Annotated in this window: 26 protein-coding genes; 14 read left to right on the plus strand and 12 right to left on the minus strand. The window is 66.4% G+C overall.

Going from position 1 to position 22,918, the window contains the following annotated elements:
• Positions 1–42 precede the first annotated feature (42 nt).
• The gene (locus tag AC3XQU_RS20045) at positions 43–504 is read left to right on the plus strand and encodes an RrF2 family transcriptional regulator (protein ID WP_489875923.1); all 462 of its coding nucleotides are present in this window, start codon (positions 43–45) and stop codon (positions 502–504) included.
• A gap of 88 nt (positions 505–592) precedes the next feature.
• On the opposite strand, the gene AC3XQU_RS20050 is transcribed toward AC3XQU_RS20045, so the two are convergent.
• Together AC3XQU_RS20050 and AC3XQU_RS20055 are read right to left on the minus strand one after the other, a co-directional pair.
• Positions 593–1,063, minus strand: coding sequence for a hypothetical protein (locus AC3XQU_RS20050; RefSeq protein ID WP_489875924.1), 471 nt, complete (start codon positions 1,061–1,063; stop codon positions 593–595).
• Positions 1,064–1,152: 89 nt separating this feature from the next.
• Positions 1,153–2,028, minus strand: coding sequence for a hypothetical protein (locus AC3XQU_RS20055; RefSeq protein ID WP_489875925.1), 876 nt, complete (start codon positions 2,026–2,028; stop codon positions 1,153–1,155).
• A 302-nt stretch (positions 2,029–2,330) separates the two neighbouring features.
• Between AC3XQU_RS20055 and AC3XQU_RS20060 the strand changes: the two genes are divergently transcribed.
• Complete coding sequence (locus AC3XQU_RS20060) at positions 2,331–4,178, plus strand: ABC transporter ATP-binding protein/permease (RefSeq protein ID WP_489875926.1); 1,848 nt, start codon at positions 2,331–2,333, stop codon at positions 4,176–4,178.
• Positions 4,179–4,247: 69 nt separating this feature from the next.
• Here the strand turns inward: AC3XQU_RS20060 and AC3XQU_RS20065 are convergent, their stop codons facing one another.
• Positions 4,248–4,679, minus strand: coding sequence for a CopD family protein (locus tag AC3XQU_RS20065; protein WP_489875927.1), 432 nt, complete (start codon positions 4,677–4,679; stop codon positions 4,248–4,250).
• Positions 4,676–5,020: a DUF3817 domain-containing protein gene (locus AC3XQU_RS20070; protein WP_489875928.1), complete on the minus strand. Its 345-nt coding sequence runs from the start codon at positions 5,018–5,020 to the stop codon at positions 4,676–4,678. The genes AC3XQU_RS20065 and AC3XQU_RS20070 overlap by 4 nt, the downstream gene beginning before the upstream one ends.
• Positions 5,021–5,171: 151 nt before the next feature.
• Here AC3XQU_RS20070 and AC3XQU_RS20075 point away from each other — a divergent pair, with 151 nt between their 5' ends.
• From AC3XQU_RS20075 to AC3XQU_RS20095, 5 genes are all read left to right on the plus strand, one after another.
• Positions 5,172–6,116, plus strand: a complete 945-nt coding sequence (locus tag AC3XQU_RS20075; protein ID WP_489875929.1) for a GlxA family transcriptional regulator — start codon at positions 5,172–5,174, stop codon at positions 6,114–6,116.
• 76 nt (positions 6,117–6,192) lie between these two features.
• Positions 6,193–6,564 carry a DUF2946 family protein gene (locus tag AC3XQU_RS20080; protein WP_489875930.1) on the plus strand — a complete coding sequence of 124 codons (372 nt, stop codon included), beginning with the start codon at positions 6,193–6,195 and terminating at the stop codon, positions 6,562–6,564.
• Between the two features lie 107 nt (positions 6,565–6,671).
• Positions 6,672–7,289: an SCO family protein gene (locus AC3XQU_RS20085; RefSeq protein WP_489875931.1), complete on the plus strand. Its 618-nt coding sequence runs from the start codon at positions 6,672–6,674 to the stop codon at positions 7,287–7,289.
• Complete coding sequence (locus AC3XQU_RS20090; RefSeq protein ID WP_489875932.1) at positions 7,286–7,741, plus strand: copper chaperone PCu(A)C; 456 nt, start codon at positions 7,286–7,288, stop codon at positions 7,739–7,741. The genes AC3XQU_RS20085 and AC3XQU_RS20090 overlap by 4 nt, the downstream gene beginning before the upstream one ends.
• A 179-nt stretch (positions 7,742–7,920) precedes the next feature.
• Entirely contained in the window at positions 7,921–8,199 is a 279-nt protein-coding gene (locus AC3XQU_RS20095; RefSeq protein ID WP_489875933.1) for a hypothetical protein, read from the plus strand.
• A 113-nt stretch (positions 8,200–8,312) separates the two neighbouring features.
• Here the strand turns inward: AC3XQU_RS20095 and AC3XQU_RS20100 are convergent, their stop codons facing one another.
• The 3 genes from AC3XQU_RS20100 to AC3XQU_RS20110 all read right to left on the minus strand — a co-directional run bounded on the left by AC3XQU_RS20100 (position 8,313) and on the right by AC3XQU_RS20110 (position 9,641).
• Positions 8,313–8,654 (minus strand): YciI family protein, encoded by a 342-nt coding sequence (locus AC3XQU_RS20100; RefSeq protein WP_489875934.1) that lies wholly within the window; start codon positions 8,652–8,654, stop codon positions 8,313–8,315.
• A gap of 26 nt (positions 8,655–8,680) precedes the next feature.
• Entirely contained in the window at positions 8,681–9,079 is a 399-nt protein-coding gene (locus AC3XQU_RS20105) for a VOC family protein (protein WP_489875935.1), read from the minus strand.
• A 115-nt stretch (positions 9,080–9,194) separates the two neighbouring features.
• A complete protein-coding gene (locus AC3XQU_RS20110) occupies positions 9,195–9,641 on the minus strand; it encodes an SLAC1 family transporter (protein WP_489875936.1) in 447 nt (148 codons plus the stop codon).
• Between AC3XQU_RS20110 and AC3XQU_RS20115 the strand changes: the two genes are divergently transcribed.
• The gene (locus AC3XQU_RS20115) at positions 9,628–10,062 is read left to right on the plus strand and encodes a LysR substrate-binding domain-containing protein (RefSeq protein ID WP_489875937.1); all 435 of its coding nucleotides are present in this window, start codon (positions 9,628–9,630) and stop codon (positions 10,060–10,062) included. The genes AC3XQU_RS20110 and AC3XQU_RS20115 overlap by 14 nt on opposite strands.
• Positions 10,063–10,097: 35 nt before the next feature.
• Here the strand turns inward: AC3XQU_RS20115 and AC3XQU_RS20120 are convergent, their stop codons facing one another.
• A complete protein-coding gene (locus AC3XQU_RS20120; protein WP_489875938.1) occupies positions 10,098–10,622 on the minus strand; it encodes a DUF1993 domain-containing protein in 525 nt (174 codons plus the stop codon).
• A gap of 253 nt (positions 10,623–10,875) precedes the next feature.
• On the opposite strand from AC3XQU_RS20120, the gene AC3XQU_RS20125 reads away from it, so the two are divergent.
• From AC3XQU_RS20125 to AC3XQU_RS20135, 3 genes are all read left to right on the plus strand, one after another.
• Positions 10,876–12,561 carry a diguanylate cyclase domain-containing protein gene (locus AC3XQU_RS20125; RefSeq protein WP_489875939.1) on the plus strand — a complete coding sequence of 562 codons (1,686 nt, stop codon included), beginning with the start codon at positions 10,876–10,878 and terminating at the stop codon, positions 12,559–12,561.
• Positions 12,562–12,565: 4 nt separating this feature from the next.
• A complete protein-coding gene (locus tag AC3XQU_RS20130) occupies positions 12,566–13,303 on the plus strand; it encodes an EAL domain-containing protein (RefSeq protein ID WP_489875940.1) in 738 nt (245 codons plus the stop codon).
• 105 nt (positions 13,304–13,408) lie between these two features.
• Positions 13,409–14,989 carry a methyl-accepting chemotaxis protein gene (locus AC3XQU_RS20135; RefSeq protein ID WP_489875941.1) on the plus strand — a complete coding sequence of 527 codons (1,581 nt, stop codon included), beginning with the start codon at positions 13,409–13,411 and terminating at the stop codon, positions 14,987–14,989.
• A 10-nt stretch (positions 14,990–14,999) separates the two neighbouring features.
• On the opposite strand, the gene grxC is transcribed toward AC3XQU_RS20135, so the two are convergent.
• Positions 15,000–15,254: a glutaredoxin 3 gene (gene grxC / locus AC3XQU_RS20140; protein WP_489875942.1), complete on the minus strand. Its 255-nt coding sequence runs from the start codon at positions 15,252–15,254 to the stop codon at positions 15,000–15,002.
• Positions 15,255–15,313: 59 nt separating this feature from the next.
• On the minus strand, positions 15,314–15,850 hold the full coding sequence (locus AC3XQU_RS20145; RefSeq protein ID WP_489875943.1) for a carboxymuconolactone decarboxylase family protein: 537 nt from the start codon (positions 15,848–15,850) through the stop codon (positions 15,314–15,316).
• Between the two features lie 137 nt (positions 15,851–15,987).
• Here AC3XQU_RS20145 and AC3XQU_RS20150 point away from each other — a divergent pair, with 137 nt between their 5' ends.
• The 3 genes from AC3XQU_RS20150 to AC3XQU_RS20160 all read left to right on the plus strand — a co-directional run bounded on the left by AC3XQU_RS20150 (position 15,988) and on the right by AC3XQU_RS20160 (position 21,256).
• On the plus strand, positions 15,988–16,923 hold the full coding sequence (locus tag AC3XQU_RS20150; protein WP_489875944.1) for an AraC family transcriptional regulator: 936 nt from the start codon (positions 15,988–15,990) through the stop codon (positions 16,921–16,923).
• Between the two features lie 277 nt (positions 16,924–17,200).
• A complete protein-coding gene (locus tag AC3XQU_RS20155) occupies positions 17,201–19,660 on the plus strand; it encodes a bifunctional diguanylate cyclase/phosphodiesterase (RefSeq protein WP_489875945.1) in 2,460 nt (819 codons plus the stop codon).
• Positions 19,661–19,771: 111 nt separating this feature from the next.
• On the plus strand, positions 19,772–21,256 hold the full coding sequence (locus tag AC3XQU_RS20160) for an aminotransferase-like domain-containing protein (RefSeq protein ID WP_489875946.1): 1,485 nt from the start codon (positions 19,772–19,774) through the stop codon (positions 21,254–21,256).
• A 270-nt stretch (positions 21,257–21,526) separates the two neighbouring features.
• On the opposite strand, the gene AC3XQU_RS20165 is transcribed toward AC3XQU_RS20160, so the two are convergent.
• Together AC3XQU_RS20165 and AC3XQU_RS20170 are read right to left on the minus strand one after the other, a co-directional pair.
• On the minus strand, positions 21,527–21,880 hold the full coding sequence (locus AC3XQU_RS20165) for a hypothetical protein (RefSeq protein WP_489875947.1): 354 nt from the start codon (positions 21,878–21,880) through the stop codon (positions 21,527–21,529).
• 419 nt (positions 21,881–22,299) lie between these two features.
• Complete coding sequence (locus tag AC3XQU_RS20170; protein WP_489875948.1) at positions 22,300–22,854, minus strand: hypothetical protein; 555 nt, start codon at positions 22,852–22,854, stop codon at positions 22,300–22,302.
• Positions 22,855–22,918: the final 64 nt, after the last annotated feature.

A 22,918-nucleotide genomic window follows, 5' to 3' on the forward strand; every position in this document is an offset into this window, starting at 1 on the left:
GGCCCCGCCGTATCAGGGCGGTTGCGATATACTTGCCTGACCATGCGCCTGACTTCCTTCACCGATTACACCCTGCGGACCCTGCTCCACCTTGGCAGCAATCCGGGCCGGCTCGTGACGATCCAGGAAATCGCGGACCTGCACAACATCTCGAAGAACCATCTGATGAAGGTGGTGCATGAGCTGGGCCGCAACGGCGTCATCGAGACCATCCGCGGCCGCAACGGCGGCTTCCGCCTGGCCCACCGTCCCGCAGACATCAATATCGGCGCCGTGGTGCGCCAGAGCGAGAGCGATTTCTACATGGCCGAGTGCTTCGACCCGGACGGCAATCCCTGCGGCCTGGTCAAGGCCTGCGCCCTCAAGGGCGTGCTGACCAATGCCACCGCCGCCTATCTCGCCGAGCTCGACCGCCATACGCTGGCGATGCTGCTGCCGGAACCGGCGCCGCGCGACGGCGCCATCCCGGTGACCTTCCAGCGCAAGGAACGCGAGGCAGCCTGAGACGATCGGCCGTCGGCGATCGTGAAGATGCAGGGTAAGGGGCTGGTCGCGCCAGCCCGGGGCAGCGCCGGCGACGCTGACGCCTGGCTTACTTTGGCGTGACGGCTGCCATCATCAGCGCGTACTGGATGTTGTTGTAGGCGAGGATGGCCTGCATCGAGGAGCGCATCTGGTCGGCATGGCCGCATGCCCGGATATAGCGTCCGCTCTTCTTTTCGTTTTCCATACCCTCGGCCGAGCGCATGAAGGCCTGGAAATCCATCATCTTCTTCTTTTCGACGTCGATGAATTCGGGCGAGGTCATCATCGCGGCGAATACCTTGCCCTTTTGCTGCCTGGTCCATTTCCCCTGCTTGACCAGTTCGTCGGCGGCATCGTCGATTTTCTTTTGCGTCACCGCCTCGGTCAGCTTGCGGGTGCGCTGCAATTCCGCCATGTCGCTATCGAGTTTCAGGACACTCGCTTTCGCCTCGGCTTCGTTGCCGCAGGCGGCAAGCGCCGTACCGGACAATGCGGGAACGGCGGCGCCCAGCAGGCAGGCAATCCAGAGTACTTTCATGTGAGTCTCCATGAGGGGAAGTCGTCGGCCTGCGCCGAAACGCCGCCTGGCTTGTCCATGCCGGCAAGCCAGGCAGTGCGCCAGGTAGATCAGTTCGCCGGCATGGGCTTGAGCGTATGCACGAGCTTTTTATCGATCCTGTGCACGCCGAAAGCCATTCCGCCGCCCAGGCCGGTCATGTGCATGTTTCCCCTGAGGCGGACCATGACCTCGCCATCGGTTTCGTCGATCAGTTCGGCATTTTTGAAATGCAGCTCTTCCGGCATCGTGTAGAAACCTGCCCCGCCTACCTTGTTTCCAATAAGGTGGAGGCTGCCGAACGTGACCTTCTTTCCCGTTGCAGGCAAGGCGCCGGTCACGTCACGCTGCAGCAAGCCGGCGGCCTTCGCCGATCCATGTGCCAGTTCGCTGCGGTAGTTGGCGATCTCGTCGGCGCCGAGACTGGCGAAGCGCGCTACCGGATAGGCCGTGGGAAGATGGTAGACATACCGGCCAACCCAGGGGTCGCCCGCCTTGGCGCCTTCGACATGCAGCACGAGGGACAGGCGGAATTTGTCGTCGTAGCAGTGCTGGACGAATACGAATGGCTTGACGATGAACGCCGCATCGCCCGCGCTCTTTACGCCGGCCTGGGCCAACGCAGCCTGGGCGAACGTACTCGGATCGATCCCCAGGATGGAGTCCTTGTACTTCTCTGCCATCTCCCTCGTATTGGCGGCGATATTCAGGCTTCCGAGTATCGGCCCGAGCAGCAGGCTGCCGCCACCGGATTGGACCATGACATAGCGCGTGCCGGGCGCAATGGCAGACTGTTCGGGAAGGAAGTCCGCCTTCGGCATCTCGGGCGAGAGCGCTGCGCTCACTCCCGGTACCAGCGCGGGCGGCCTGCTTTCGTGAACCGTCATGCAACCGCTGACGGTGACCGCGACAATCAATGCCCAACTACGAAACAGGATAGTTTTCATTTTACGAATCGAAGAAGTGTGGAGACGGCCCTGGCGGCTATCGGATAGGGAATGCTGCCAGCTTTGCTGCCGGCAAGCAAGATTTAGCTATCCCGCATAGACGTGGCCGGTGGCCCGGGCGTGCGATCCGTTCTTCCCTGCCAGCCCATGCGGCAGGCCTTGCCCCGACGTCTTGGGCCTGCTATGTCTGTTTCCGCACTGAACGAATACTTGGCGGGGCATATGCTCAGGCTGTGCTTGGGATATTTCGCTCGATCCCAGAGTTCGACCACTGGCCGATTACCGCTTACTGAAACTGAACCATGCCATCCTCTGCCAGCACCGACGCCGCGACGAACGAGATCCCGGCCTCCACCAAGAACCGACGCCGGGCGCCCCTGTCGCTCGCCGCCTGGAAGCAGTTCGTCAACGTGGCCAAGCCGTACTGGCTGGAAGAAGAAAAAAAGAAGGCCTGGTTCCTGCTTTTCCTCCTGATCGCCCTGATGCTGGTCGAGACCAAGTTCGCCGTCATGCTCAACAACGAGACCGGCGAAATGACCTCGGCGCTGGCCGGCAAGGACGGCGGGCGCTTCTGGAAGTCGGTGCGCGCCTGCCTGTTCATCCTGGCTTTCGCGATACCGATCTACGCCTTCTACTATTACATGCGCGACCTGTTCGCCAACCACTGGCGGCGCTGGCTCACCAGCCGTTTCCTCGACAGCTACCTGAAGGGCCGCAAGTACTACGAGCTGGGCTCGAGCAGCGAGATCGACAACCCCGACCAGCGCATCAGCGAAGACATCAACACCTTTACCGGCAGGTCGATCCACTTCCTGCTGATCTTCCTGGGCTCGATCATGCAGCTGGTGGCCTTCAGCGCCGTGCTGTGGTCGATCTCGCATGTCCTGGTGGCCGTGCTGGCGGTCTATGCGCTGATGGGCACCGCGATTGCCCTGTGGGTGTTCGGCAACCCGCTGATCCGCCTGAATTTCTGGCAGCTGCGGCTCGAGGCGGACTTCCGCTTCAGCCTGATGCGCGTGCGCGAAAATGCCGAGTCGATCGCCTTTTATCGCGGCGAACCCCAGGAACGTGCGCATATCAACAGCAAGTTCGACAAGGTGATCCAGAATTTTGCCCTGTTGATCAAGAAGCAGCGCAACCTCAATTTGTTCCAACGCACCTTCAGCCAATTGACCCTGGTGCTGCCCTTCGTGATCCTGGCCCAGGGCGTGCTGTCGGGCGAACTCGAAGTCGGCCGCGCGATCCAGGCCGCCGGCGCCTTTACCGCCGTGCTCGCCGCGGTGGGCGTGATTGTCGATAACTTCGAGAGCCTGAGCCGCTTCGTGGCCGGCATCGACCGCCTGCAGGGGCTCTCCAGGCTGGTGCTGCCCGATACGGAATCCGCGCCCGATGCCGAAGCAAAGCATCCGCGCATCCAGCGCCGTCCCGGCGAGCACCTGGCGCTGGACGCCCTCACCCTGCATCCGCCGCGCTCCGAACGCGTCCTGATCAAGGAGCTGAGCCTGGCCCTGAAGCCGGGCGAGGCCCTCCTGATCACCGGCGACAGCGGCTGCGGCAAGAGTTCCCTGCTGCGCGCCATCGCGGGGCTGTGGCATACCGGCAGCGGCGCGATCCACCATCCGCCCGCCGAAGACTTCTTCTTCCTGCCCCAGCAGCCCTATCTGCAGCACGGCAGCCTGCGCAGCCAGCTGATCTACCCGAGCGCGCAATCGAGCCTGGGCGACGACGAGCTGCTGAGCATCCTGGAGCAGGTCCACCTGCCCCACCTGGCCGAGCGCGTGGGCGGCCTGGGCGCCGAGCACGACTGGGAAAAGCTGCTGTCGGTCGGCGAGCAGCAGCGCCTGGCGTTCGGCCGCGTGCTGGTGCACGCGCCGCGCATCGTGATCCTGGACGAAGCGACCAGCGCGCTCGACAGCAGCAACGAAGCCTCGCTGTATGCGCGCCTGCGCGAGAGCGGCACGACCCTGATCAGCATTGCGCACCGCCCTGCCGTGCTGCGCCACCATACCCATGTGCTGCGCCTGCTGGGCGACGGGGCATGGGAGGTGCACGAGGCCGACGGCTACCAGTTCGACGGGCATGCCGATCCGCGCGGCGCGGCCGGCGAGCACCCGGCGCCGGCGCCGCTCAAGGTCGTGGTCGGCGGCTAGTCAGGCCGTTTGCGGAGCTCGCACTCAATGACTGGCGCGCCGGCGTGGACCGGGGAATAGCGCCGCCAGCTACCAGGGCTTGAACACCGCCAGGCCGGTCACCACGCCGATCAGCAGGTAGACCGGCACTAGCGCGCGCCCTGCCACCGTCGCCTTGCCCGACGCTTGCGCCGCAAGCGTAAGCCGGCGCAGTTCGCCCGCTTGCAGGCCGTGCAGCATCGAGAGCACGACGACGCAGACCAGCTTGGCCTTGAGCCAGCCGCTGGCAAACCATCCCGCGTGCAGGGCTGCCGCCAGGCCGAAGATCCAGGTCAGGGTCAGCGCGGGCACCGTGACCAGGTTGTCCCAGTACTGGACGCGCAGCAGGAGCTGCCGCTCGTCCGGCATCTGCGGTACCGGCAAACCGCGATACAGCCGCAGGACGTGGGCCTGCAACAGCAAGCCGCTGGCAAAGCCGACCACCGCGACCACATGCAGCGATTTCAGCAGCAGATACATCATGCCTGCCGCCCGCGCGGCTGGCTGCCCGCCTGGCGCAGCCGCGACAGCGCCAGCATGCTTCCGAACGGGATGAAGGCAGCCAGCAGCAGCAAGACGAAACGCTTGCCCGGCCAGCCGGCGGCGCCCTGCAGCTGCATCAGGGTCCAGACGTAGGCGAGGAAGGCGACCCCATGGACCGGCCCCATCGCCTTGACCAGCGCCGGCTCGCCCGCCAGGTATTTGACCGGCACGGCCACGCAGACGAGCAGCAGCAGGGTCATGCCTTCGATCAGCGCTGCGCGCTGGAACAGGCGGGCTGGCCGCGCGACGGTATCGGCCAACAAGTCGGGATGGTCGGACATGCGTTTCCTCCAGGGTTGCAGCGCACGACGCTGGTCCGGCATTGTCAGTGATATGGCCGCGCGATACTATCTGGCCGTCAGCCAACTTTCGCTCGATTTCGGCCACCGGCCCCCGAGGCCTGCCGGGGCGCTTCCACACCGACCCAGACCCATGCCGCAGACCCACACGATCGCTGTACTTGCCTTCCCGGGCGTTATTCCGTTCGACCTGGCCATGCCCCTCGAAACGTTTGCACGCGTGCGCAACGCGCAAGGCGAAGCGCCCTATGCCATCCGGGTCTGCGCCGATGGCCCGGAGGTCGACGCGGGTTTCTTCAGCATCGCCAGCCGCTGGACACTGGCCGACGCCGCCGGCGCGGACACCCTCGTGGTTCCCGGCCTGGTCGATCCCGGGGCCGTTCCCGCCAATGTTTGCCGCATCCTTGTCCAGGCCGCGAGGGCCGGCGCCAGGATCGTGTCGATTTGCAGCGGCAGCTTCGTGCTGGCCGCCGCCGGCCTGCTCGACGGGCGGCGGGCGACTACCCACTGGGCTGGTGCGGCCGAGCTCGCTGCACGCTATCCGGCCGTGACCGTGCTGCCCAACGTGCTCTACGTCGAAGACGGCAGGCTCTATACCTCCGGTGGCGCCACGGCGGGGCTCGACCTGTGCCTGCATCTGATCGAGAAGGACCTCGGCAGCGCCGCCGCCGCCGAAGCCGCGCGGCTGGCGCTGGTGCCCCTGGTGCGCGAGGGCGGCCAGGCCCAGTTTCTCAAAGCCTCGCCCAGGCCGCAGCAGGGGAGCCTGGCGCCGCTGGTGGAATGGGCCCTGTCCCAGCGCACGGGCAGCATCGGGGTCGAGGCGCTGGCGCGGCATGCCGGCATGAGCGTGCGCACACTGACACGGCGTTTCCAGGAACAGTTCGGCAGCTCGCCCCAGCGGTTCGTGCTGTCCTTGAGCATCGACCAGGCCAAGGCATTGCTGGAAACCAGCCGCAAGCCGCTCGACCTGATTGCCGACGAGTGCGGCTTCAATTCCACCGTCACGTTCCGGACCTGCTTCACCCGCCTGGTCGGGATTGCGCCGGGCCGCTACCGCAAGGCGTTCAGGCAGGCTTGAGCGTCGACGGCGGCACATGCTGTCGCTTGGACAATATGTCCACTTTTTTTCGCAATGGCGGCAGTACAATCGGCCCATGTTCCGCCTGAGATCCCCGGCCTCGCGCCTTGCCAGCTTCGTGCTGTGCCTGCTGCTGCTCGCGCAGCTGGGCATGACAGGGCGCGCGCGCGCCGCCCAGCCGCAGTGGATCGAGCTGTGCAGCGTTGCCGGCACCCGCTACGTCCCGGCGACAACGGGCGACCTGGGCGCGGATGCCGGCGGCCACGACGCGAATACGCATTGCCCCGCCTGCCCGATCTGGCAACCGGCCGCCCTTCCCGTACCGCCTGCGGCGGCGCCCGTTCCGGCACGCATTGCGTTTCTGCTTGCCCCTCTTCCCAGCGCGCTGCCGCGCAGCGCGTCCCATTGGCACGCCTGCCAGGCGCGCGGCCCGCCCCTTTCCGCTTGATGCGACACCGCCCGGCCCTTGCGGCCGCGGCACCTTGATGCTTTCCCGCCGGTGCACGGTTCGCGTCCCGGCAGGAGGCGCCACGTCCATCCAGACAGGAACCAGTCATGCACATCCAACGACGGCATTTCCTTGCCATGACGCTGGCCTCGAGCTCGCTTGCACTCGCCGGCTGCGTCAAATCCTCCCCCGTCTTTCGTAGCATCAACCTCACCAATTCGTCCTATCCGGCCGACTTCACCCTCACCGACAGCGCCGGCAAACGCCACTTGCTGCAGGACTTCCGCGGGCGCTACCTGCTGATGTTCTTCGGTTACACCCAGTGCCCCGACGTCTGCCCGACTGCCTTGTCACGGGCAGTGGAGATACGCCGCCTGCTCGGCGAACGCAAGGATGCGCTCCAGGTCGCTTTCATTTCCGTGGATCCGGAGCGCGACACGCCTGCCATCGTCGCCGCTTATGCCAAGGCCTTCGACCCGGGCTTTGTCGGCATGTCCGGCCGCAGCGAGGAGATCGCGAAGGTGGCCGAGGGATACCGGGTGTTCTACCGCAAGGTGCCGACCGGGAGCTCGTACAGCATCGACCACACGGCGCTGAGCTATGTCATCGACCCTGAAGGACACGTGCGGCTGGCATTCCGGCACGACCAATCCGCGCGCGAATGCGCGGAAGACCTGCACAAACTGATGCGTTACGACGCCGAACGAAAAGGGAGCTGGGCATGAACTACCGACAATTTCTTACTGTATTTGCCAGCGCAGCCTGCGCTTGCACCGCGATCGCCGCCGAGCCGGTGCGGATCGACGATGCCTGGGTGCGGGGCACGGTGGCGCAGCAGCGCGCCACCGGGGCCTTCATGCGTTTGAGTAGCAGTGCGCCGGTGCGCCTGGTATCGGCCAGTTCGCCGGCCGCGGGCCGTACGGAGATCCACGAAATGCGCATGGTGGGCGACGTGATGCGCATGCGCGAGATCGGCGGCATCGAGCTGAAGCCCGGCAAGGCCGTCCAGCTGGCGCCGGGCGGCTACCACCTCATGCTGCTGGACCTGGCCCAGCCGGCCAGGCAGGGCGAGCGCATCACCCTGGTCCTGACCTTCGAAAGCCGGGACCGGCGCTTCAGCATGCAGGTCGAGGCGCCGGTACGGGCGCTCGGGCAGGAGCAGCCGGGCCATCACTGAACCGGCGTTCAGAAACCGGCTATGGCCGGTTTTTTCCCCAGCGGGCGTGCATCCCGCGTGGACGACATGCCTGGAACCGCCACATCGCAGGGTGTATCAGGCGTTAGCAAACGTAACGTCGGTTGAAACCGCCGGGCAGAAGCCTAGACTTGGTCCAATGCCAACTGTGGAGGTGGAAGATGAATGATCGAAGCGTACGCGTGCTACGACGCTGTGCGGCGGGTCTGCTGCTCGCTGCCGGCCTTGGTGGGTGCGCCGTCTATGGCCCTCCCCCAGGCTATGCCGGCTACGACCCGTACTACGGGAACAGCGGCTACTCCGGCTATTACGGTTCGCCCGTGGAACTGAACCTGGGTCTGAATTATTACAGCCGCAACCGTCACGGGGACTATCGGCGCGACGGCCACAGGCACGACCGGCGGCACCACGACGGCAGGCGATACCGCGACCGCTATTAAGTAACACGGGGCTGGCCATGCGCCATGCTCCCGCCGGACATGGCGACGCCGGCCCTGGGCTTGTTACGACGCCCAGGGCCGGCCGTCCTTCCCGAGCCCGCAAGGCCCGCCAGTCAGCTCTCGGCGTCGTAGTGGAACGCGCGCAGCTCCTGTGCACAGCGGCAGGCCGCCGCGAGCTTCGCCGCCCATTGAATCGCATCTTCCCTGGACGCAAGCTCCAGCACGCAAAAGCCCCCATCGAGCTCCCTGAGCTGCCGGTCAGCGCCGCTTGTGCAGCTGCCGTCCGCGGCGACGACTACCGGCGCGACATCGGCATTGATGCCGCCGCCAAACACGTAGACGCCGGCCGCTTTCGCCTCCCGGATCACCGCGCGCGAAGCATCGCTCACGGCAGGCAGGTCTTCAGGCGAGACATCCATGGCGCTTGCAGGAAAAGAGATCAGGAACTTGGTCATATCGTCGGTCTCCAGAGGTAAGCGGTTCAGGCTGTCGGCGCCATGTACACCAGGTTCCACAGGTGCCCGTCGAGGTCCTCGAAACCCTGGTCGACCATGAAGCCATGGTCCTCGGGCGGATGGGGAATGCGCGCGCCGGCGGCGGATGCCCTGGCGATCAGGCTGTCGAGTTCCTCGCGGCTCTCGCAGCTCAGGCACAACACCAGTTCGTTGGCCTGCCTGGCCGGCATGAACGGCTTGTCGATGAGCGACTGGAAAAAAGGCTCGGTCGTGAGCAGCACGTGGATGCTGTCCTGCGCGACGATCATCATGGCCGCGTGGTCGCCGCATGCATGCCGGTCGATCCGGTAGCCCAGCGCGGAAAAAAAGGCGACCGACTTGTCCAGGTCCTGCACGGGCAGGTTGATGATGATTTGCTTGTTCACGGTAACTCCAGGTCGAGGATGGTGTGGATGGGCTGCTTCATCGTCACGACGAACGGGGGCATCGAACATCGACATGGCGACAAACAATCCAGCCATTTTCCTTGCGGCGCCGGCCCTATCCGGGAAGGACGGCGGCGCACGCAACGGGTGCGTGCCGGGGCAGCAACCTGCCCGCGCCGATCAGCCACAGCGAGTATGCACCCATGATGCCGACCACGCCATTGGCCAGCAGGAACAGCCAGGGCGCGAGGGTTTGCGCGATGTCGAGTCCACCCGCGGCCAGCTTCCAGGCGCCGGTCGACAAGGCGGTGATACCGAAGGCAAAGCTCCAGAACGCCGGGCCGAGGCCGCCGGCGAGCAGCCAGCGCAGTAGCCGGAGCGCGAGCAGCAGCTGCGCCAGCGCGTAGCCGAACAGGATCAGGGCCAGGTGGTCCGGCACTGCCTCCCAGGCGGCAAACAGGGCAAGCAGGCCCACCGACGGCGGGGCCAGCTGGACGCCGAAGCTGGCGCGCATGGCCGGCGGCATGGCCTCGCCGTGCATCATCCGGTTGAGCAGGACCAACTGCCTGCCGGTATTCTCGGAACAACTCAGCGCCGTCGTCGCCGACCACCACCCGTGGGCCGGACGGGGGCAGGTCGAGGCCGCCGCGCTGGCGGAGATCGAACTGGGTTTGCTCAGCGCCGATTTCGTCACACGGGTGCACGTCGACCGCTACCTGCAGGAGCAGCACCTGGCGCCGGCCGTGGCGGTCGAGGCCAACACAATCGGCGCGCTGGTCGGCATCGTCCGGCACAGCCGTCTGGTGACCATCCTGCCGGAGGCCATCGCGGCCCGTACGCCGGGCCTGTGCAACGTCGCGCTGGCGCCCGCGCCGGCGCCGCGCACGGTGCGCCTGTTGCGGCGCAAGGATGCCTACCAGAGCGCCGCGGCGCGCGCGCTGATGGAAATGATCATGCGCGACGCCGCGCAATGGAGCGTGTAGGCCCTGCCCGTCCATGGGCCTGGGTGGCCCAGGCCTTATTCCTGCTGGGGGTAGGCGCCCAGGTAGTCGCTCTTGCCGATGCTTGCGCCCTGGTGGCGCAGGATGTCGTAGGCCGTCGTCACGTGGAAGAAGAAATTCGGCAAGGTGAAGCCGAGCAGGTAGCCTTGCGCGGTGAACACCGGGCCGCTGGCGGTCCAGTTGAGCCTGATTTCGCGTCCGAAGCTGGCGTCGATCGCGGCGGCGTCCACGCTCTCGATGAAGGCGATCGTCGCCGCCAGGCGCTGCCGCAGTTGCGCGAAGCCGGTCTCGTCGTTGGCGAACACCGGGCCGTTCACGCCGCCCAGGCGCTGGATGGCCAGCTTGGCGGTGTCGCAGGCCGACTGCACCTGCGCCGACAGCGGCAGCATGTCCGGCGCCAGGCGCGCGGCCAGCAAGGCTTCCGGCGCCATGCCGGCCGCGGCGGCGTGCGCCTCGCCCTTGTCCAGCAGCGCGCCCAGCACGGTCAAGCCGCGTACCAGCACCGGTAAGGATAGTTCCGACATCGTCATCGTCATCGTCATGTGCATCATTCCCGATCAATAAAAAAACGGTGAGGCCCTGCTGGCGCCTTCGGCCATGGGCAAACAGCCTCGAGTATGCCGTTCCGGCGCCGCGCCGATAAGGGCGGCGGCGCGCATATCACCTATGCGCTGCCTGCATGGAAAGGAACACGCCATCCCATCTGGTATGCAGATTTGTCCGCCAACTGGCCCTGTTTTATTGCCGACAAGCAGCGAATAATGCAGGCACTCCAACCCGCCAGTCGCTCCCGCCATGTCCGACCTGTCCCTTCCCCTGTCGCCGCCCCTGCCCGATCCCTCCGGCCGGACCGCGGATGTTCCCGCAGCCGGCCATGCCGGCTGCGGCCCGCTGGAGGCCAGCCTCACCCTCGACCGCGATGGCGTCCTGCTCGCCGTGGGCGAGGGCGTCGAGCGCATGATGGGCCTGGCCGCGTCGCTGCAGCCGGGCCTGCTGCTCGGGCGCAGCTGCGGCGACCGCGCCTTCGTCGACGCCATCGCCTTCGGCACCGCGGCGCCGGGTCCGCACCGCACCATGCTGGTGCGCCAGGGACTGGACGGCAAGCTGCGCCATGTCCTGATGAAGGTGGTGCCCGCCGGGCCCGCTCCCCTGCCCGTCCTGGTGCTGCTCAGCGACGCTACCCGCCAGGTGCAGCGGGAAGACGACTTGCTGGCGGCCTGCCGCGTACTCGACGGCATCTCGGAGGCGGTGCTGCTGGTCGACATGGCGAACTTCCGGGTGCGCCAGGCCAATGCGGCGGCGCTGATCATGCTGGGCCTGGACAGCGGCGAACTGCCGTCGCTGCAGTTCGACCAGCTGTGCGCCCGCTTGCGCGCGGAAGATGGCAGCACGCCGACGCCAGCGCAGCTGGCGGCGCAGATCAATCCGAGCGAATACGATTGCCGGCGTGCGGACGGCGGTGCGCTCAACGTGGAAGTACGCGTCGAGCGCATGCGCCTGGCCAGGCGCGATTTGCTGTCGGTCGTGATGCGCGACGTCAGCCAGCGCGTGCAGGCGCAGGCCCAGCTGCGCGCGGCCAGCTCACGCTGCGCCATCACCTTCAGCCAGGCCGCGACCGGCCTGGCGCACGTCTCGGTCGATGGGCGCTGGATCAAGGTCAACCACAAGCTCGCGTCGATCGTCGGCTACCCGGAACACGAGCTGCTGGCCATCCCGGCCAGGGAGTTCACCCACCCGCAGGACCACGCCTACGACGTGCTGGTCTACCAGCGCATGCTCGCGGGCGAACTGGTGTATTCGACGCGCGAGAAGCGCCTGCGGCGCAAGGACGGCAGCCACGCCTGGGTCAGCGTCACCAGTTCGATCGCCTACGACGAGCAGGGCGCGCCGTCCCACTTCATCTGCATGATCGAGGACATCGACGAGCGCAAGCGCGCCGACGAGCGCATGCGCCACCTGGCCCTGCACGACGTGCTGACCGGCCTACCCAACCGCGCCGGCCTGCACGACTACCTCGGCCAGGCGCTGGAGGCGGCCGCCACGGCCGGGCGCCGTATCGGCGTGGTGTTCCTCGACATGGACAAGCTCAAGTCCATCAACGACACCCACGGCCACGAAGAAGGCGATCGCGCCCTGGTCGGCTTCGCGCAGCACCTGCAGCAGGTGGTGCGCAGCGGCGACCTGGTGGCGCGCCTGGGAGGCGACGAATTCGTGGTCGTCCTGAACGACGTCGCGCGGCGCGCCGACATCGACGCCACGCTCCAGCGCACGCTGCTGGCCCGGCCCCCGGCAGGTGCATCGTGCAGCATCGGCGTGAGCATCTTTCCGGACGACGGACGCGACGCGCAGACCCTGATCCGTCACGCCGACATGGCCATGTACCGCGCCAAGCAGCGCGGCGGCAGCAGCTATGCCTACTACTCAGCCATGCCGGAGGGAGACGCCTCCTTCCCGGCCTTGCCGCCACTCCCACTGGAATAAGAACATGACCACGTCCCTCGGCACCCTCCTTCTCGACCACCGGCTGCGCGCCGTCTTCCAGCCGATCGTCGCCACCTTCGACCTGAGTATCGTCGGCTACGAAGCCCTGATCCGCGGCCCCGCCGGTTCGGATCTGGAATCTCCCGCCGCCCTGTTCGCCGCCGCCCGCAAGGAGCACCGGCAGCGCGAACTCGAATACGCCTGCCTGCGCACGATCTGGACGGCGTTCGGACGGCTCGACCTGCCCGGCAAGCTGTTCGTCAACGTCAGCGCCAGCCTGCTGCTCGCGCCCGACGCCGCCGGCCCGGAGCTGGAACAGGTTCTGGTGTCGCTGGACGTCGACCCGACCCGCGTCGTGATCGAAATCACCGAGGAACAGGCGGTGCACGACTACGCGCGCCTGCACGAGGTGACCCGCCGCCTGTCGGCCATGGGCTACGAGATGGCCATCGACGACCTCGGGGCCGGCTATGCCTCGCTGCGCCTGTGGCTGGAGCTGCAGCCGGCCTGCGTCAAGCTCGACAACGCGTTCGTGCAGGGCAGCGACGGCGATGTGCTCAAGCGCTGCTTCCTGGAGGCGGTGCAGCAGCTGGCGTCGTGCTCGCAGGCGCGGGTGATCGCCGAGGGCGTCGAAACCTTCCAGGAGCTCGACACCCTGCGCCGCCTCGGCATCGCCTACGCCCAGGGCTTCTACATCGCCCGCCCATCGGCCACCCCGCCGCTACGCATCAACCTGTCCTGAGCCGGGGCGCCGGCCGGACGCATGTCGCGGCCCTGCGTGCCCGGGCAGGCGATCGTTCGCCCGCGCCTTTCCCACCTATTCTCATTATTCTCATACTGGAATCCCATGAAAACCCTGTCGATCCGTGCCCGCCTGATCCTGTCGATGTCGATCATGGCCGCGCTGCTGGTGCTGAGCGCGGCCCTGGCCATCGTCGGCCTGTCGCACGCCAACGCCAATCTCGAGGAAATGTATACCAACCGGCTGGTCTCGGCCTCGGCGCTGGGCGAGTCGGTCGCCTACCTGCTGCGCGCGCGGACCGCTATCGACCGCGTGGTGCTCGATCCGGAATCGGGCGAAAACCGGCGCACGCTGGAGCGTGCGATCGGCTTCGTCGACAAGTCCGACGCCGCCTGGCGCAGGTACACCGAGCTGCCGGCCGATGCCGAAGAGCTCAAGCTCACCGAGGCTGTCCAGGCCCAGCGCGCCATCTATGTCCAGCAAGCGCACCAACCCCTGGTGAGCGCCCTGCGGGCCGGCCGCAACGACGAAGCGCGCTCGCTGGTATTGCACCGCATGGCGCCGATGTACAGTACGCTGAGCGAAAAGATCGATGCGCTGGCACAGTTCCAGACCAGCCGTGCGGCGGTCCTGTACCGGCAGAGCTCTGGTGATTACCGCGACTTCCTGTGGTGGACCGGCGGCGGCCTGCTGCTTGGCCTGGTGACGGTCGTTGTCTCGGCACGGCAACTGTCTGGCGCAATCCTTGGTCCACTTGACACGGCGCTGGCCCACATGCGCGCCATCGGCGACGGCAAGCTCACCGGGAAGATCGCCGCCTGCCGGCAGGACGAGATGGGCCGCATGATGGCCGGCCTGGACCGGATGCAGGCCAGCCTGGTCGACACCGTCGCCGGCGTGCTGGCCGGCAGCCAGGCGATCGGCGCTGCCACCCGTGAAATCGCGCAAGGCACCGCATCGCTGTCGGAGCGCACCGAAACCCAGGCCGGCGCGCTGGAGGAAACCGCTTCGTCGATGGAGGAACTGACCGCCACCGTGCAGCAGAACGCTGCCAGCGCGCGCAAGGCGGCCGAGCTGGCGCACCTGGCCAGGGAAATGTCCGACCATGGCAGCGCGCAGGTCGGCAAGGTGGCCGCGGTCATGCAGGAAGTGCTGGGCGCGTCGCGCCGGATCGAGGACATCACCGGGCTGATCGAAGGCATCGCCTTCCAGACCAACATCCTGGCCCTGAACGCGGCGGTGGAAGCGGCGCGCGCCGGCGAGCAGGGCCGCGGCTTCGCGGTGGTCGCCGCCGAGGTGCGCACGCTGGCCCAGCGCTGCGCCAACGCCGCCAAGGATGTCGGCAGCCAGATCGCCAGCTCGGTCGAGCTGGCCCAGTCCGGCGCCGGACTCGCACGCGAAGCCGGCGCCAGCGTGCAGGCCATCTTCGACCGCATCGGGGAAGTCAGCGGCATCGTCGCCGAGATCAGCAACGCCAGCCAGGAGCAGGCGGCGGGCATCGAACAGGTCAACGAAGCCATCTTGCAGATGGATCAGGTGACCCAGCACAATGCGGCGCTGGTCGAGGAAAACGTCGCCGCCTCGGCGGCCCTGCGGGAACAGGCGGAAACGCTCGAGCGCATGGTCGGCCGCTTCGAGCTCGGCGCCGGGCGCCGCCGCCAGGAACGGGTCGCGCTACCGTCCTGAACCGGTCGGCTCACGCCGCCAGCAGCGGATCGAGCTTGCCCGCGCGCGCCAGGGCGCTGAGGTCGTCGTAGCCGCCGACGTGGGTGGCGCCGATGAAGATCTGCGGCACCGTGCGGCGCCCGGTGATGTGGATCATTTCCCTGAGCTTGCCCGGCTCGTCGTCGACATGGATTTCTTTCGCGACCACGCCTTTTTCGGCAAGCAGGCGCTTGGCCTGGACGCAGTAAGGGCAGGTATGGGTGCTGTACATCGTGACTTCTTGCATGCTGTGCTCCTGTATGGTGGACCGGGGCGTGCGGCCGGGCCGCACGCCACCTCGCGCGCTCAATCGGCGGCCGGGAAATCGAGGGTCGTGTCGTTGACCCGGTTGAGCAGGTTGGTGAAGGTGATGCTGGCAATGGCGAGCATGGTGTCCACGATCTGCGCGTCGCTGTAGCCGGCGGCCTTGATCGCGTCGACTTCTTCCAGCGGCACAGTGCCGGTGGTGGTGACCAGCAGGCGGGCGAAATTGGCCAGCGCATCGGTGGCGGCATCGTCGCTGCCGGCGCCGCGTCGGATCGCCAGCATGCTGTCGCGGCTCAGGCCCGCTTTCTTGCCCATCAGGGTGTGCGCCGCCACGCAGTAGTCGCAACCCACCGTTTCGCTCACGGCGAGCTTGATGATCTCCACCTGCTTGGTCGACAGGCTGGTCTCGCGCAGCGCGGCGTCCAGGCCGAGCGAGGCTTTCAGGGCGACCGGGCTGTTCGAGCCGGCGGTGGCGTAGGCGTTGGGCACCATGCCGATGGCCTGCTTGATGGCGCCGAACAGGGTGGCGGCAGGACCGACGGCGTCGGCGGGAGCGATGGTGTGAAGACGGGTCATGATCATTCCTTCGTGGTTGGTGTGAGTGGCGCCGGCATGAATCTGTGTCGACGCAAACCAGTCTAGGCTTCCGGGGTCGCTTGTTGAATGCTCGCAACGCTCTATAATTTGCTCATTGCTCTCACCGGATTGCCGCCATGGGCGCCCTCAGCCAGCTGCTTGCCTTGTATCCCGTCCGTACCGCGCTCGACGTGCGCTGCCAGTTCGGCGCGCCCTGGGTGCTCGACCACCACGGCAGCGGCCCGGGCATCGCGCCCTACCACCTGATCGCCAGCGGCGAGTGCCTGCTCGAGGTCGGCAACCGCAAGGAGATCGCGCTCGGCGCCGGCGACATCATCCTGTTTCCAAGGGGGACCCCGCATCGCCTGCACACCCCGGGGCCGCACGAGATCCACTATGCCCCGCGCGAATCGCACGACCGCGGCCCGCTGCCGTTTCACTACAACGACAGCCCCGGACCGCAAACCCGCATCCTGTGCGGCCAGTTCGAGTTCGACCCGGACAGCGCCAGGGTGCTGCTGGCCTCGTTGCCGGAACTGGTGCATGTGAAATCCGCGCAGGGCGAGGGACTGGCCGTGCTGCAGCAGCTGATCGCCATGCTGCGCGCGGAAACCGAACAGGTACGCCCGGGCGGGCGGGCCGTGGTCTCGCAGCTGGCCTCGGCGCTGTTCGCCCTGCTCATGCGGGCCTGGGTCGAACAGGGCGCGGCGCTCGACGGCCTGTTCGCGCTGCTGGCCGATCCGCGCCTGCGCGGCGCCCTGCACGCCATGCTCGAGGCGCCCGAGCGTCCCTGGGAAGTGAGCGAACTGGCGGCCGCCTGCAACATGTCGCGCGCCACCTTCGCCCGGCTGTTCCAGCAGGTGGCCGGCACCACGCCGGCGCAGCTCCTGAGCGAAACACGCATGGCCAAGGCCGCGGCGCTGCTGCAGAACGGGCGCCTGCCGGCCGGGGCGATCGGCGAGCAGGTCGGCTATCAATCCGAGGCCGCCTTCAACCGGGTCTTCAAGCGCCATTTCGGCGTCGGCCCCGGCGCCTACCGGAAAACCCGGGCGCCGGGACAGGAACGCGCCTGAACGGGAGGCGGGAGTGCAAGCGGTGCAGTTGCCCCGAAAAGCGGCGTAGCAAGCTGCTGTCCTGCACGAGCCGCGGGGAAACGCCCATGCGCCGCCGCCACCGACACGCGGGACGGCGCCATCTGATGCGCTAAAACGGGTCCGGACTGCCTCTGTTTGTTTTCCATGCGCAGGCCATACTGCCTCATCGACTGGCCGCTGCGCACTTTCCTCGAGCAAGACGTGCAGCGCCACGCCGATCGACAGCCCCGCCGGGGCCTTGTTCCAGGAGCGTGTCATGAACCTGTCCTTCCACCGCGTCATCCCGTTTCGCCGCGATCCCGGCGCGGCCGGCGCCAGCCTGCCCCTGCCGGGCAAGGAACTGGCAGGCATCGTGTTCGTGTTTCGCCTGCTGCGCGACGGCACCTACTGCGCCGCGGCCGCCAGCGATGCATTCTGCGCCCTGTACCGGGTCGAGCGGCATTTGCTGCGCCACGATGCCCAGCCCGTATTCGATGCGGTCCACCCCGACGACCTGGATGGCTTCGTCGCTTCGCTGCTGGCGTCGGCGCGCAGCATGCGTCCGTGGCAGCACGAATACCGCCTGCGTTTCGCGGACGGCACCGAACATGTCATCTCGGGCAACGCCCTGCCCGGCCTGACCGACCAGGGCAATGTGGTCTGGAACGGCTTCCTGGTCGACGTCACGGCCCAGCGCCGCAGCGCCGCACGGGCCGAGCTATGGGCCAGGCACAGCCAGCTGCTGATGGAAATGACCACCGAGGGCATCCATATCCTGGATGAGGCCGGATTCCTGGTGGAAGCCAACGATGCATTCGCCCAGATGCTCGGCGGCGCCGCGCGCCACATGCTGGGCATGCATGCCTCCGAATGGAACCTGGAGTGGGATACCACCGCGCTGCGCCAATGCTTCGCCGGCCTGGTCGCCGCGCCCGGCACGGCCGCGACCATCGATGCGCGCTACCGCCGGTTCGACGGGCGCCGGATCGCCGTGCGGATCTACGCCACCAGCACTGTGGTCGAGGGCCGCGCCTATGTCTACTGCTCCAGCCGCGACGTCACCGAGGAACAGCGCATGCACAGGGAGCTCAGCATTGCCGCGATCGCCTTCCAGGGCCTGGAAAGCATGTTCATCGCCGACACCGGGCGGCAGCTCGTGCGCGTCAACCGGGCCTTCGTCGCCGCCACCGGCTACCAGGAAAGCGAGCTGGCCGGCCTGGACCCGCTGGCCGGACGCATCGACGCCGCCGGGCCGGCCTGCCCGTGGATGGAACTGGCGCGCAGCGGCGCCTGGTCCGGCGAGCTGACCCTGCGGCGCAAGAATGGCGAGGTGTATCCGGTGCTGCTGGAACTGTCCGCGGTCGTTGACGAGCACGGCAACATCGCCAACTACGTCGGCCGCGAAACCGATCTCTCGGCGCGCAAGGCGGCGGAACGGGAAATCGCCCGCCTGGCCTACTACGACGAAGCGACCGGTTTTCCCAATCGCCGCATGCTGCTCGAGCGGGTGGCGCAGGGCGCACTGGACGCGGGAAGGCCCGGCGCGCTATTCCACATCGACCTGGACGACTTCAAGGCGCTCAACGACCGCCTGGGCCACGCGTCCGGCGACCGGCTGCTGCACCAGGCCGGCGAACGCCTGCTATCCGTGGCCGGCGCGGGCGCCACGGTGGCGCGGCTCAAGGGCGACGAATACGGGGTATACATCGACGGCGTGGGCGCTGGCGGCGCGACCCCGTCGGCCGAGGCGCTGGCTGCCGGCGCCCGGATGCTGGCCGCGCTGAACGCGCCGTATTGCCTCGATGGGCAGGCGCTGCGCAGCACCGCCAGCATCGGGGTGGCGCTGGCCTGCCCGGGTACGGCGGCGGGTGAAGCGCTGATGGAGCAGGCCAACCTGGCCATGTGCAGCGCCAAGGCGCAAGGGCGCAACACGGTCAGGATGTTCGCACCCACCATGCAGTCGCCCTACTGCGCGCAGCTGGCGCTGGAAGCGGACATGGCCAGGGGCATGCAGCACGGCGAATTCGTGCTGCACTTCCAGCCGCAGCACGAGGGCGGCCAGGTCGTGGGCGCGGAATTGCTGGTGCGCTGGAAGCATCCGCTGAAGGGACTGCTGATGCCCGGGGCCTTCATCGAGCAGGCCGAGCAAGGCGACATGATCGTCGCCCTGGGCAGCTGGGTTCTGGAATGCGCCTGCGTCCAGCTCGCCGCCTGGCAGGCCCACCCGGCCACGGCGGGCCTGAGCCTGTCGGTGAACGTCAGTGCACGGCAGTTCCGCCGGGCCGATTTCCTGGCCGGCGTGGCCGATCTGCTGCGGCGCACCGGCGCCGACCCGGCCCGCCTGACCATCGAGCTGACCGAGAGCTTGCTGATCGACGACGTCGGCGACACCATCGCCAAGATGGAGGCGCTCAAACGCATGGGCATCGGTTGCGCGCTGGACGACTTCGGCGTGTGCTACTCCTCCCTCACCTATCTCAAGAACCTGCCCTTTGCCGAGATGAAGATCGACCAGACCTTCATCCAGGACCTGACCGACCCCAAGAACGCGGCGATCGTGCGCGCCATCATCGTATTGGGCGAGACCCTGGGCCTGAAGGTGGTGGCCGAAGGCGTCGAGACGGAAGACCAGCGCAGCTTCCTGTCCACCCACGGATGCACCAGGCAGCAAGGCTACCTGCACGGACGTCCAGTGCCGCTACAGGAGTTCGCGTCGAGCCTGTCCCGCCATGGCTGAAGCGCCGCTCGCGCACCCGTTTGTTTCGGCAGCCTGATTGCTCAGTTCACTTAACTTGCCATGCATAGAAACAAGTGCTGTAATTCCTGTATCTGGGAGACAGGGAATCGCATGAAACGCTACGAGCAGCTGGCGGAGGAACTGGCATCCTCGATCAGGACCGGGCTCATGAAGCTGGGCGACCGGCTGCCCTCGGTGCGCCAGGTCAGCGCCAGCCGCGGCGTGTCGGCATCGACCGTGTTCGAGGCCTACTACCTGCTCGAAGCCCGCGGCCTGATCCGGGCGCGCGAGCGTTCCGGCTACTACGTGACGGCGGGCGGCACCAGCCTGCCGCCCGAGCCGGGCACGGCAGGCAACTACGATGCGAGCTCCTTGCCGGTCGAGGTGAGCGAGCTCGTGTTTTCGGTGCTGGCCTCGGTCACGACGCGCGAGGTCGTGCCGCTGGGCTCGGCATTTCCCAGCCCGCTGCTGTTTCCCCTGCCCCGCCTGGCCCGCTCGCTGGCCTATGGCGCCAACGCCATGGATCCCTGGAGCACGGTGGACGACATCACGCCGGGCAATGCGACCCTGCGGCGCCAGATCGCCCTGCGCTACCTGGCCGACGGCGTGCATGTCCAGCCCGACGACATCGTCATCACCAATGGCGCGCTCGAGGCGCTCAATCTCTGCCTGCAGACCGTCACCAAGCCCTGCGACTCCGTGATCGTCGAGTCGCCCACCTTCTATGGCGCGCTGCAGGCGCTGGAAAACCTGGGCCTGAAGGCGATCGAGGTGCCGTCGAGCCCGCGCGACGGCATCGACCTCGGACTGCTGGCGCAGGTGCTGGAAATGCACCGGCCGGCGGCCTGCTGGCTGATGACGAATTTTCAGAATCCGCTGGGCAGCTTGATGCCCGATGAGAAAAAGCGCGCCCTGGTCAGCCTGCTCGCCGCGCACGGCGTGCCGCTGATCGAGGACGACGTCTACGCCGAGCTGTACTTCGGGAAAAAGCGGCCCCTGCCGGCCAAGGCCTTCGACCAGTCCGGGCTGGTGCTGCACTGCTCCTCGTTTTCCAAGTCGCTGGCGCCGGGCTACCGTTTGGGCTGGGCGATTCCCGGCAAGTTCAGGCAGGGGGTGTCGCGCCTGAAACTGATGCGCACGCTCGCGGTCGCCGCGCCGGTCCAGGAAGGGATTTCGGACTACCTGGCCAAGGGCGGCTACGACCGCCACCTGCGGCAGTTGCGCCATGCCCTGTCGCAGCAGCAGATTTCGCTGGCAACGGCGGTCTTGCGCCATTTTCCGTTCGGCACCCGGGCCACGCGCCCGGAGGGCGGGTATTTCATGTGGGTCGAACTGCCGCCCGGGATCGATGCCCTGCTGCTGCAGCGCGACGCCTGTGCCGTCGGCATCAGCATTGCGCCGGGACCGATGTTCTCGGCGCGCGCCGCGTTCAAGCACTGCATCAGGCTGAACTACGGGCACCCATGGACGCCGGAGTTCGACAAGGCCATCGCCACGCTGGGGCGCCTGGCCACCATCCAGCTTGCCAACGCCAAGCTGGCGCCGGAAACGCAGGTGGCGGCGCTGCGCCGGGACGAGATTACGGGCAAGGTCTGAGGCGGGTGCGCTGCATGACGAATCGCGCGCGTAGGCCAAGGCGCATGCTCATTGATTATCAAAGTCGCTTCGACGTCAAGAATCCATATGCATTGAATCAACAATCGCGATACGGCCTTCACCGCCCCACAGGCAAACTGAGCGTGTTCGATGCCGTCCGCTCGGACGACACCTGCGGTGTATCAGACAGGAGAAGGCCAGGCACAGACAGCCAGACATCCAGTCATCAAGGCATCAATTACTAGCCATCTATGCACTGCAACGTGAGTCTTACGCGCGGCTGTGACGAAGGTACAGATAGGCAAGGCCGAGTGGTGCGATAAATAGAGCAAGAGCAAAACACATCACCATTGTGAAGCATTTTGCAATCAGCATTGGAATCGCCGGAAGCAGGAAGAAGTTTTCACCAACAATGAAATCAACGATGCTTTCGTAGACAAAGCGGGAATATGGGTACAGTGCAGCATTTACCAGAAACATCAGCATGGCGCCGAAGCCGACACCGCCCGGCCGATTCTGCAGTACCGTAATGAATAACGCTGCCATTGCTACGCCAAAGAACAGTTGACGAGCGAGATACTGTTTGGTCAGTCCGCCGAAGGTTTTAGCAAGAATTTCTTTCATGGCAATCAAGTTGTGAGGAAAATCACATCATACCAACCTCAATTTATATTTCCAAGCAGCAATTTACGTTACTGTAGTTTATTTGCTAGAGTGATAATTCGCTAGTTTTCGCCGTTGCAGATTCATGTAGTTTTGATGGCGCTAAAGAGTGTCAAAGGCAAATACTCGACTGCATGTATTGTGCATCCGGTGAGGCCCCCGCAATGACGAGCCCCCCTGAAGCCGGAGTTCGAGGGTAACGAAGCCGGACCGGATGCGGACGTTTCAACACCTTTGCAGTCGATTAAATCGGACTCGTTCGGGACAAATACGGCATTACTGGACTTGCATGAAACCTGGAGCAGGTCCCAAGCATGAGGCTATCCCGTACAGCAGGCCAATATATATCAGTCCAGCGATCAAGCCGTTGAATAGCCCGATCACTTGCCCTGGTTGATCAGCTGAACCAGCTTGAACGCTTCGCGCTCGATCGCCGGCTCCGCCTCCGCCAGCTGCTTGCTCGCCTGGACGTAGGCCGCACGCTTGCGTTCCTTCTTTTCCTCTGGCGGCACCACCGGCTTTATTCCTGGCATCATGATCTGCGAGGCGCTGTTGTATTTCTGGTGGATCACCGTCTTGCCGTAGGGCGTGTTATAGAAACGCGTCATCTCGGTCGCGGTGTCGTAGGAGATGGCGGACGCCAGCGGCGCAGCCATGCGCTGGTACACGGTGGCCGGCGGCGTCTTGTCGAGCTTGGCGAACACGGCCTTGCGCTGTGCATCGCTCTGGTAGCGGCTGCGGGCGGCGACCCCGCGTACGACTTTTTCAGCCTGCATGGCGCCGAGCAGGTCCTGGACAGCTTTCACGTGCACCGGACTGCCGGGTGCGACCTTGGTCGCCGGCGCTGCAGGAGCGGCCGGGGCGGCAGGAGCGGCAAATGCGGGTGGGACGACGGCAAGCGACACGCCGAGCAAGGCCTGGACGAGGTAGTTCATGGATTTCCTTTCCGATATTAAATAAGCACAGAGATGTCCGGCTGAAGTCTACCAGCCGGGCCGG

The organism is Telluria sp. AZSoR62 (genome assembly GCF_058111565.1).

Coding starts and splice junctions, on each gene's coding strand:
- AC3XQU_RS20145 (WP_489875943.1), bottom strand. CDS start 15,850: ATGACCCGTCTTCACACCATCGCTCCCGCCGACGCCGTCGGTCCTGCC.
- AC3XQU_RS20165 (WP_489875947.1), bottom strand. CDS start 21,880: ATGAAAGAAATTCTTGCTAAAACCTTCGGCGGACTGACCAAACAGTAT.
- AC3XQU_RS20090 (WP_489875932.1), top strand. CDS start 7,286: ATGAACTACCGACAATTTCTTACTGTATTTGCCAGCGCAGCCTGCGCT.
- AC3XQU_RS20060 (WP_489875926.1), top strand. CDS start 2,331: ATGCCATCCTCTGCCAGCACCGACGCCGCGACGAACGAGATCCCGGCC.
- AC3XQU_RS20150 (WP_489875944.1), top strand. CDS start 15,988: ATGGGCGCCCTCAGCCAGCTGCTTGCCTTGTATCCCGTCCGTACCGCG.
- AC3XQU_RS20085 (WP_489875931.1), top strand. CDS start 6,672: ATGCACATCCAACGACGGCATTTCCTTGCCATGACGCTGGCCTCGAGC.
- AC3XQU_RS20065 (WP_489875927.1), bottom strand. CDS start 4,679: ATGATGTATCTGCTGCTGAAATCGCTGCATGTGGTCGCGGTGGTCGGC.
- AC3XQU_RS20155 (WP_489875945.1), top strand. CDS start 17,201: ATGAACCTGTCCTTCCACCGCGTCATCCCGTTTCGCCGCGATCCCGGC.
- AC3XQU_RS20050 (WP_489875924.1), bottom strand. CDS start 1,063: ATGAAAGTACTCTGGATTGCCTGCCTGCTGGGCGCCGCCGTTCCCGCA.
- AC3XQU_RS20125 (WP_489875939.1), top strand. CDS start 10,876: ATGTCCGACCTGTCCCTTCCCCTGTCGCCGCCCCTGCCCGATCCCTCC.
- grxC (WP_489875942.1), bottom strand. CDS start 15,254: ATGCAAGAAGTCACGATGTACAGCACCCATACCTGCCCTTACTGCGTC.
- AC3XQU_RS20120 (WP_489875938.1), bottom strand. CDS start 10,622: ATGACGATGACGATGACGATGTCGGAACTATCCTTACCGGTGCTGGTA.
- AC3XQU_RS20160 (WP_489875946.1), top strand. CDS start 19,772: ATGAAACGCTACGAGCAGCTGGCGGAGGAACTGGCATCCTCGATCAGG.
- AC3XQU_RS20100 (WP_489875934.1), bottom strand. CDS start 8,654: ATGACCAAGTTCCTGATCTCTTTTCCTGCAAGCGCCATGGATGTCTCG.
- AC3XQU_RS20135 (WP_489875941.1), top strand. CDS start 13,409: ATGAAAACCCTGTCGATCCGTGCCCGCCTGATCCTGTCGATGTCGATC.
- AC3XQU_RS20095 (WP_489875933.1), top strand. CDS start 7,921: ATGAATGATCGAAGCGTACGCGTGCTACGACGCTGTGCGGCGGGTCTG.
- AC3XQU_RS20075 (WP_489875929.1), top strand. CDS start 5,172: ATGCCGCAGACCCACACGATCGCTGTACTTGCCTTCCCGGGCGTTATT.
- AC3XQU_RS20055 (WP_489875925.1), bottom strand. CDS start 2,028: ATGAAAACTATCCTGTTTCGTAGTTGGGCATTGATTGTCGCGGTCACC.
- AC3XQU_RS20080 (WP_489875930.1), top strand. CDS start 6,193: ATGTTCCGCCTGAGATCCCCGGCCTCGCGCCTTGCCAGCTTCGTGCTG.
- AC3XQU_RS20170 (WP_489875948.1), bottom strand. CDS start 22,854: ATGAACTACCTCGTCCAGGCCTTGCTCGGCGTGTCGCTTGCCGTCGTC.
- AC3XQU_RS20045 (WP_489875923.1), top strand. CDS start 43: ATGCGCCTGACTTCCTTCACCGATTACACCCTGCGGACCCTGCTCCAC.
- AC3XQU_RS20070 (WP_489875928.1), bottom strand. CDS start 5,020: ATGTCCGACCATCCCGACTTGTTGGCCGATACCGTCGCGCGGCCAGCC.
- AC3XQU_RS20130 (WP_489875940.1), top strand. CDS start 12,566: ATGACCACGTCCCTCGGCACCCTCCTTCTCGACCACCGGCTGCGCGCC.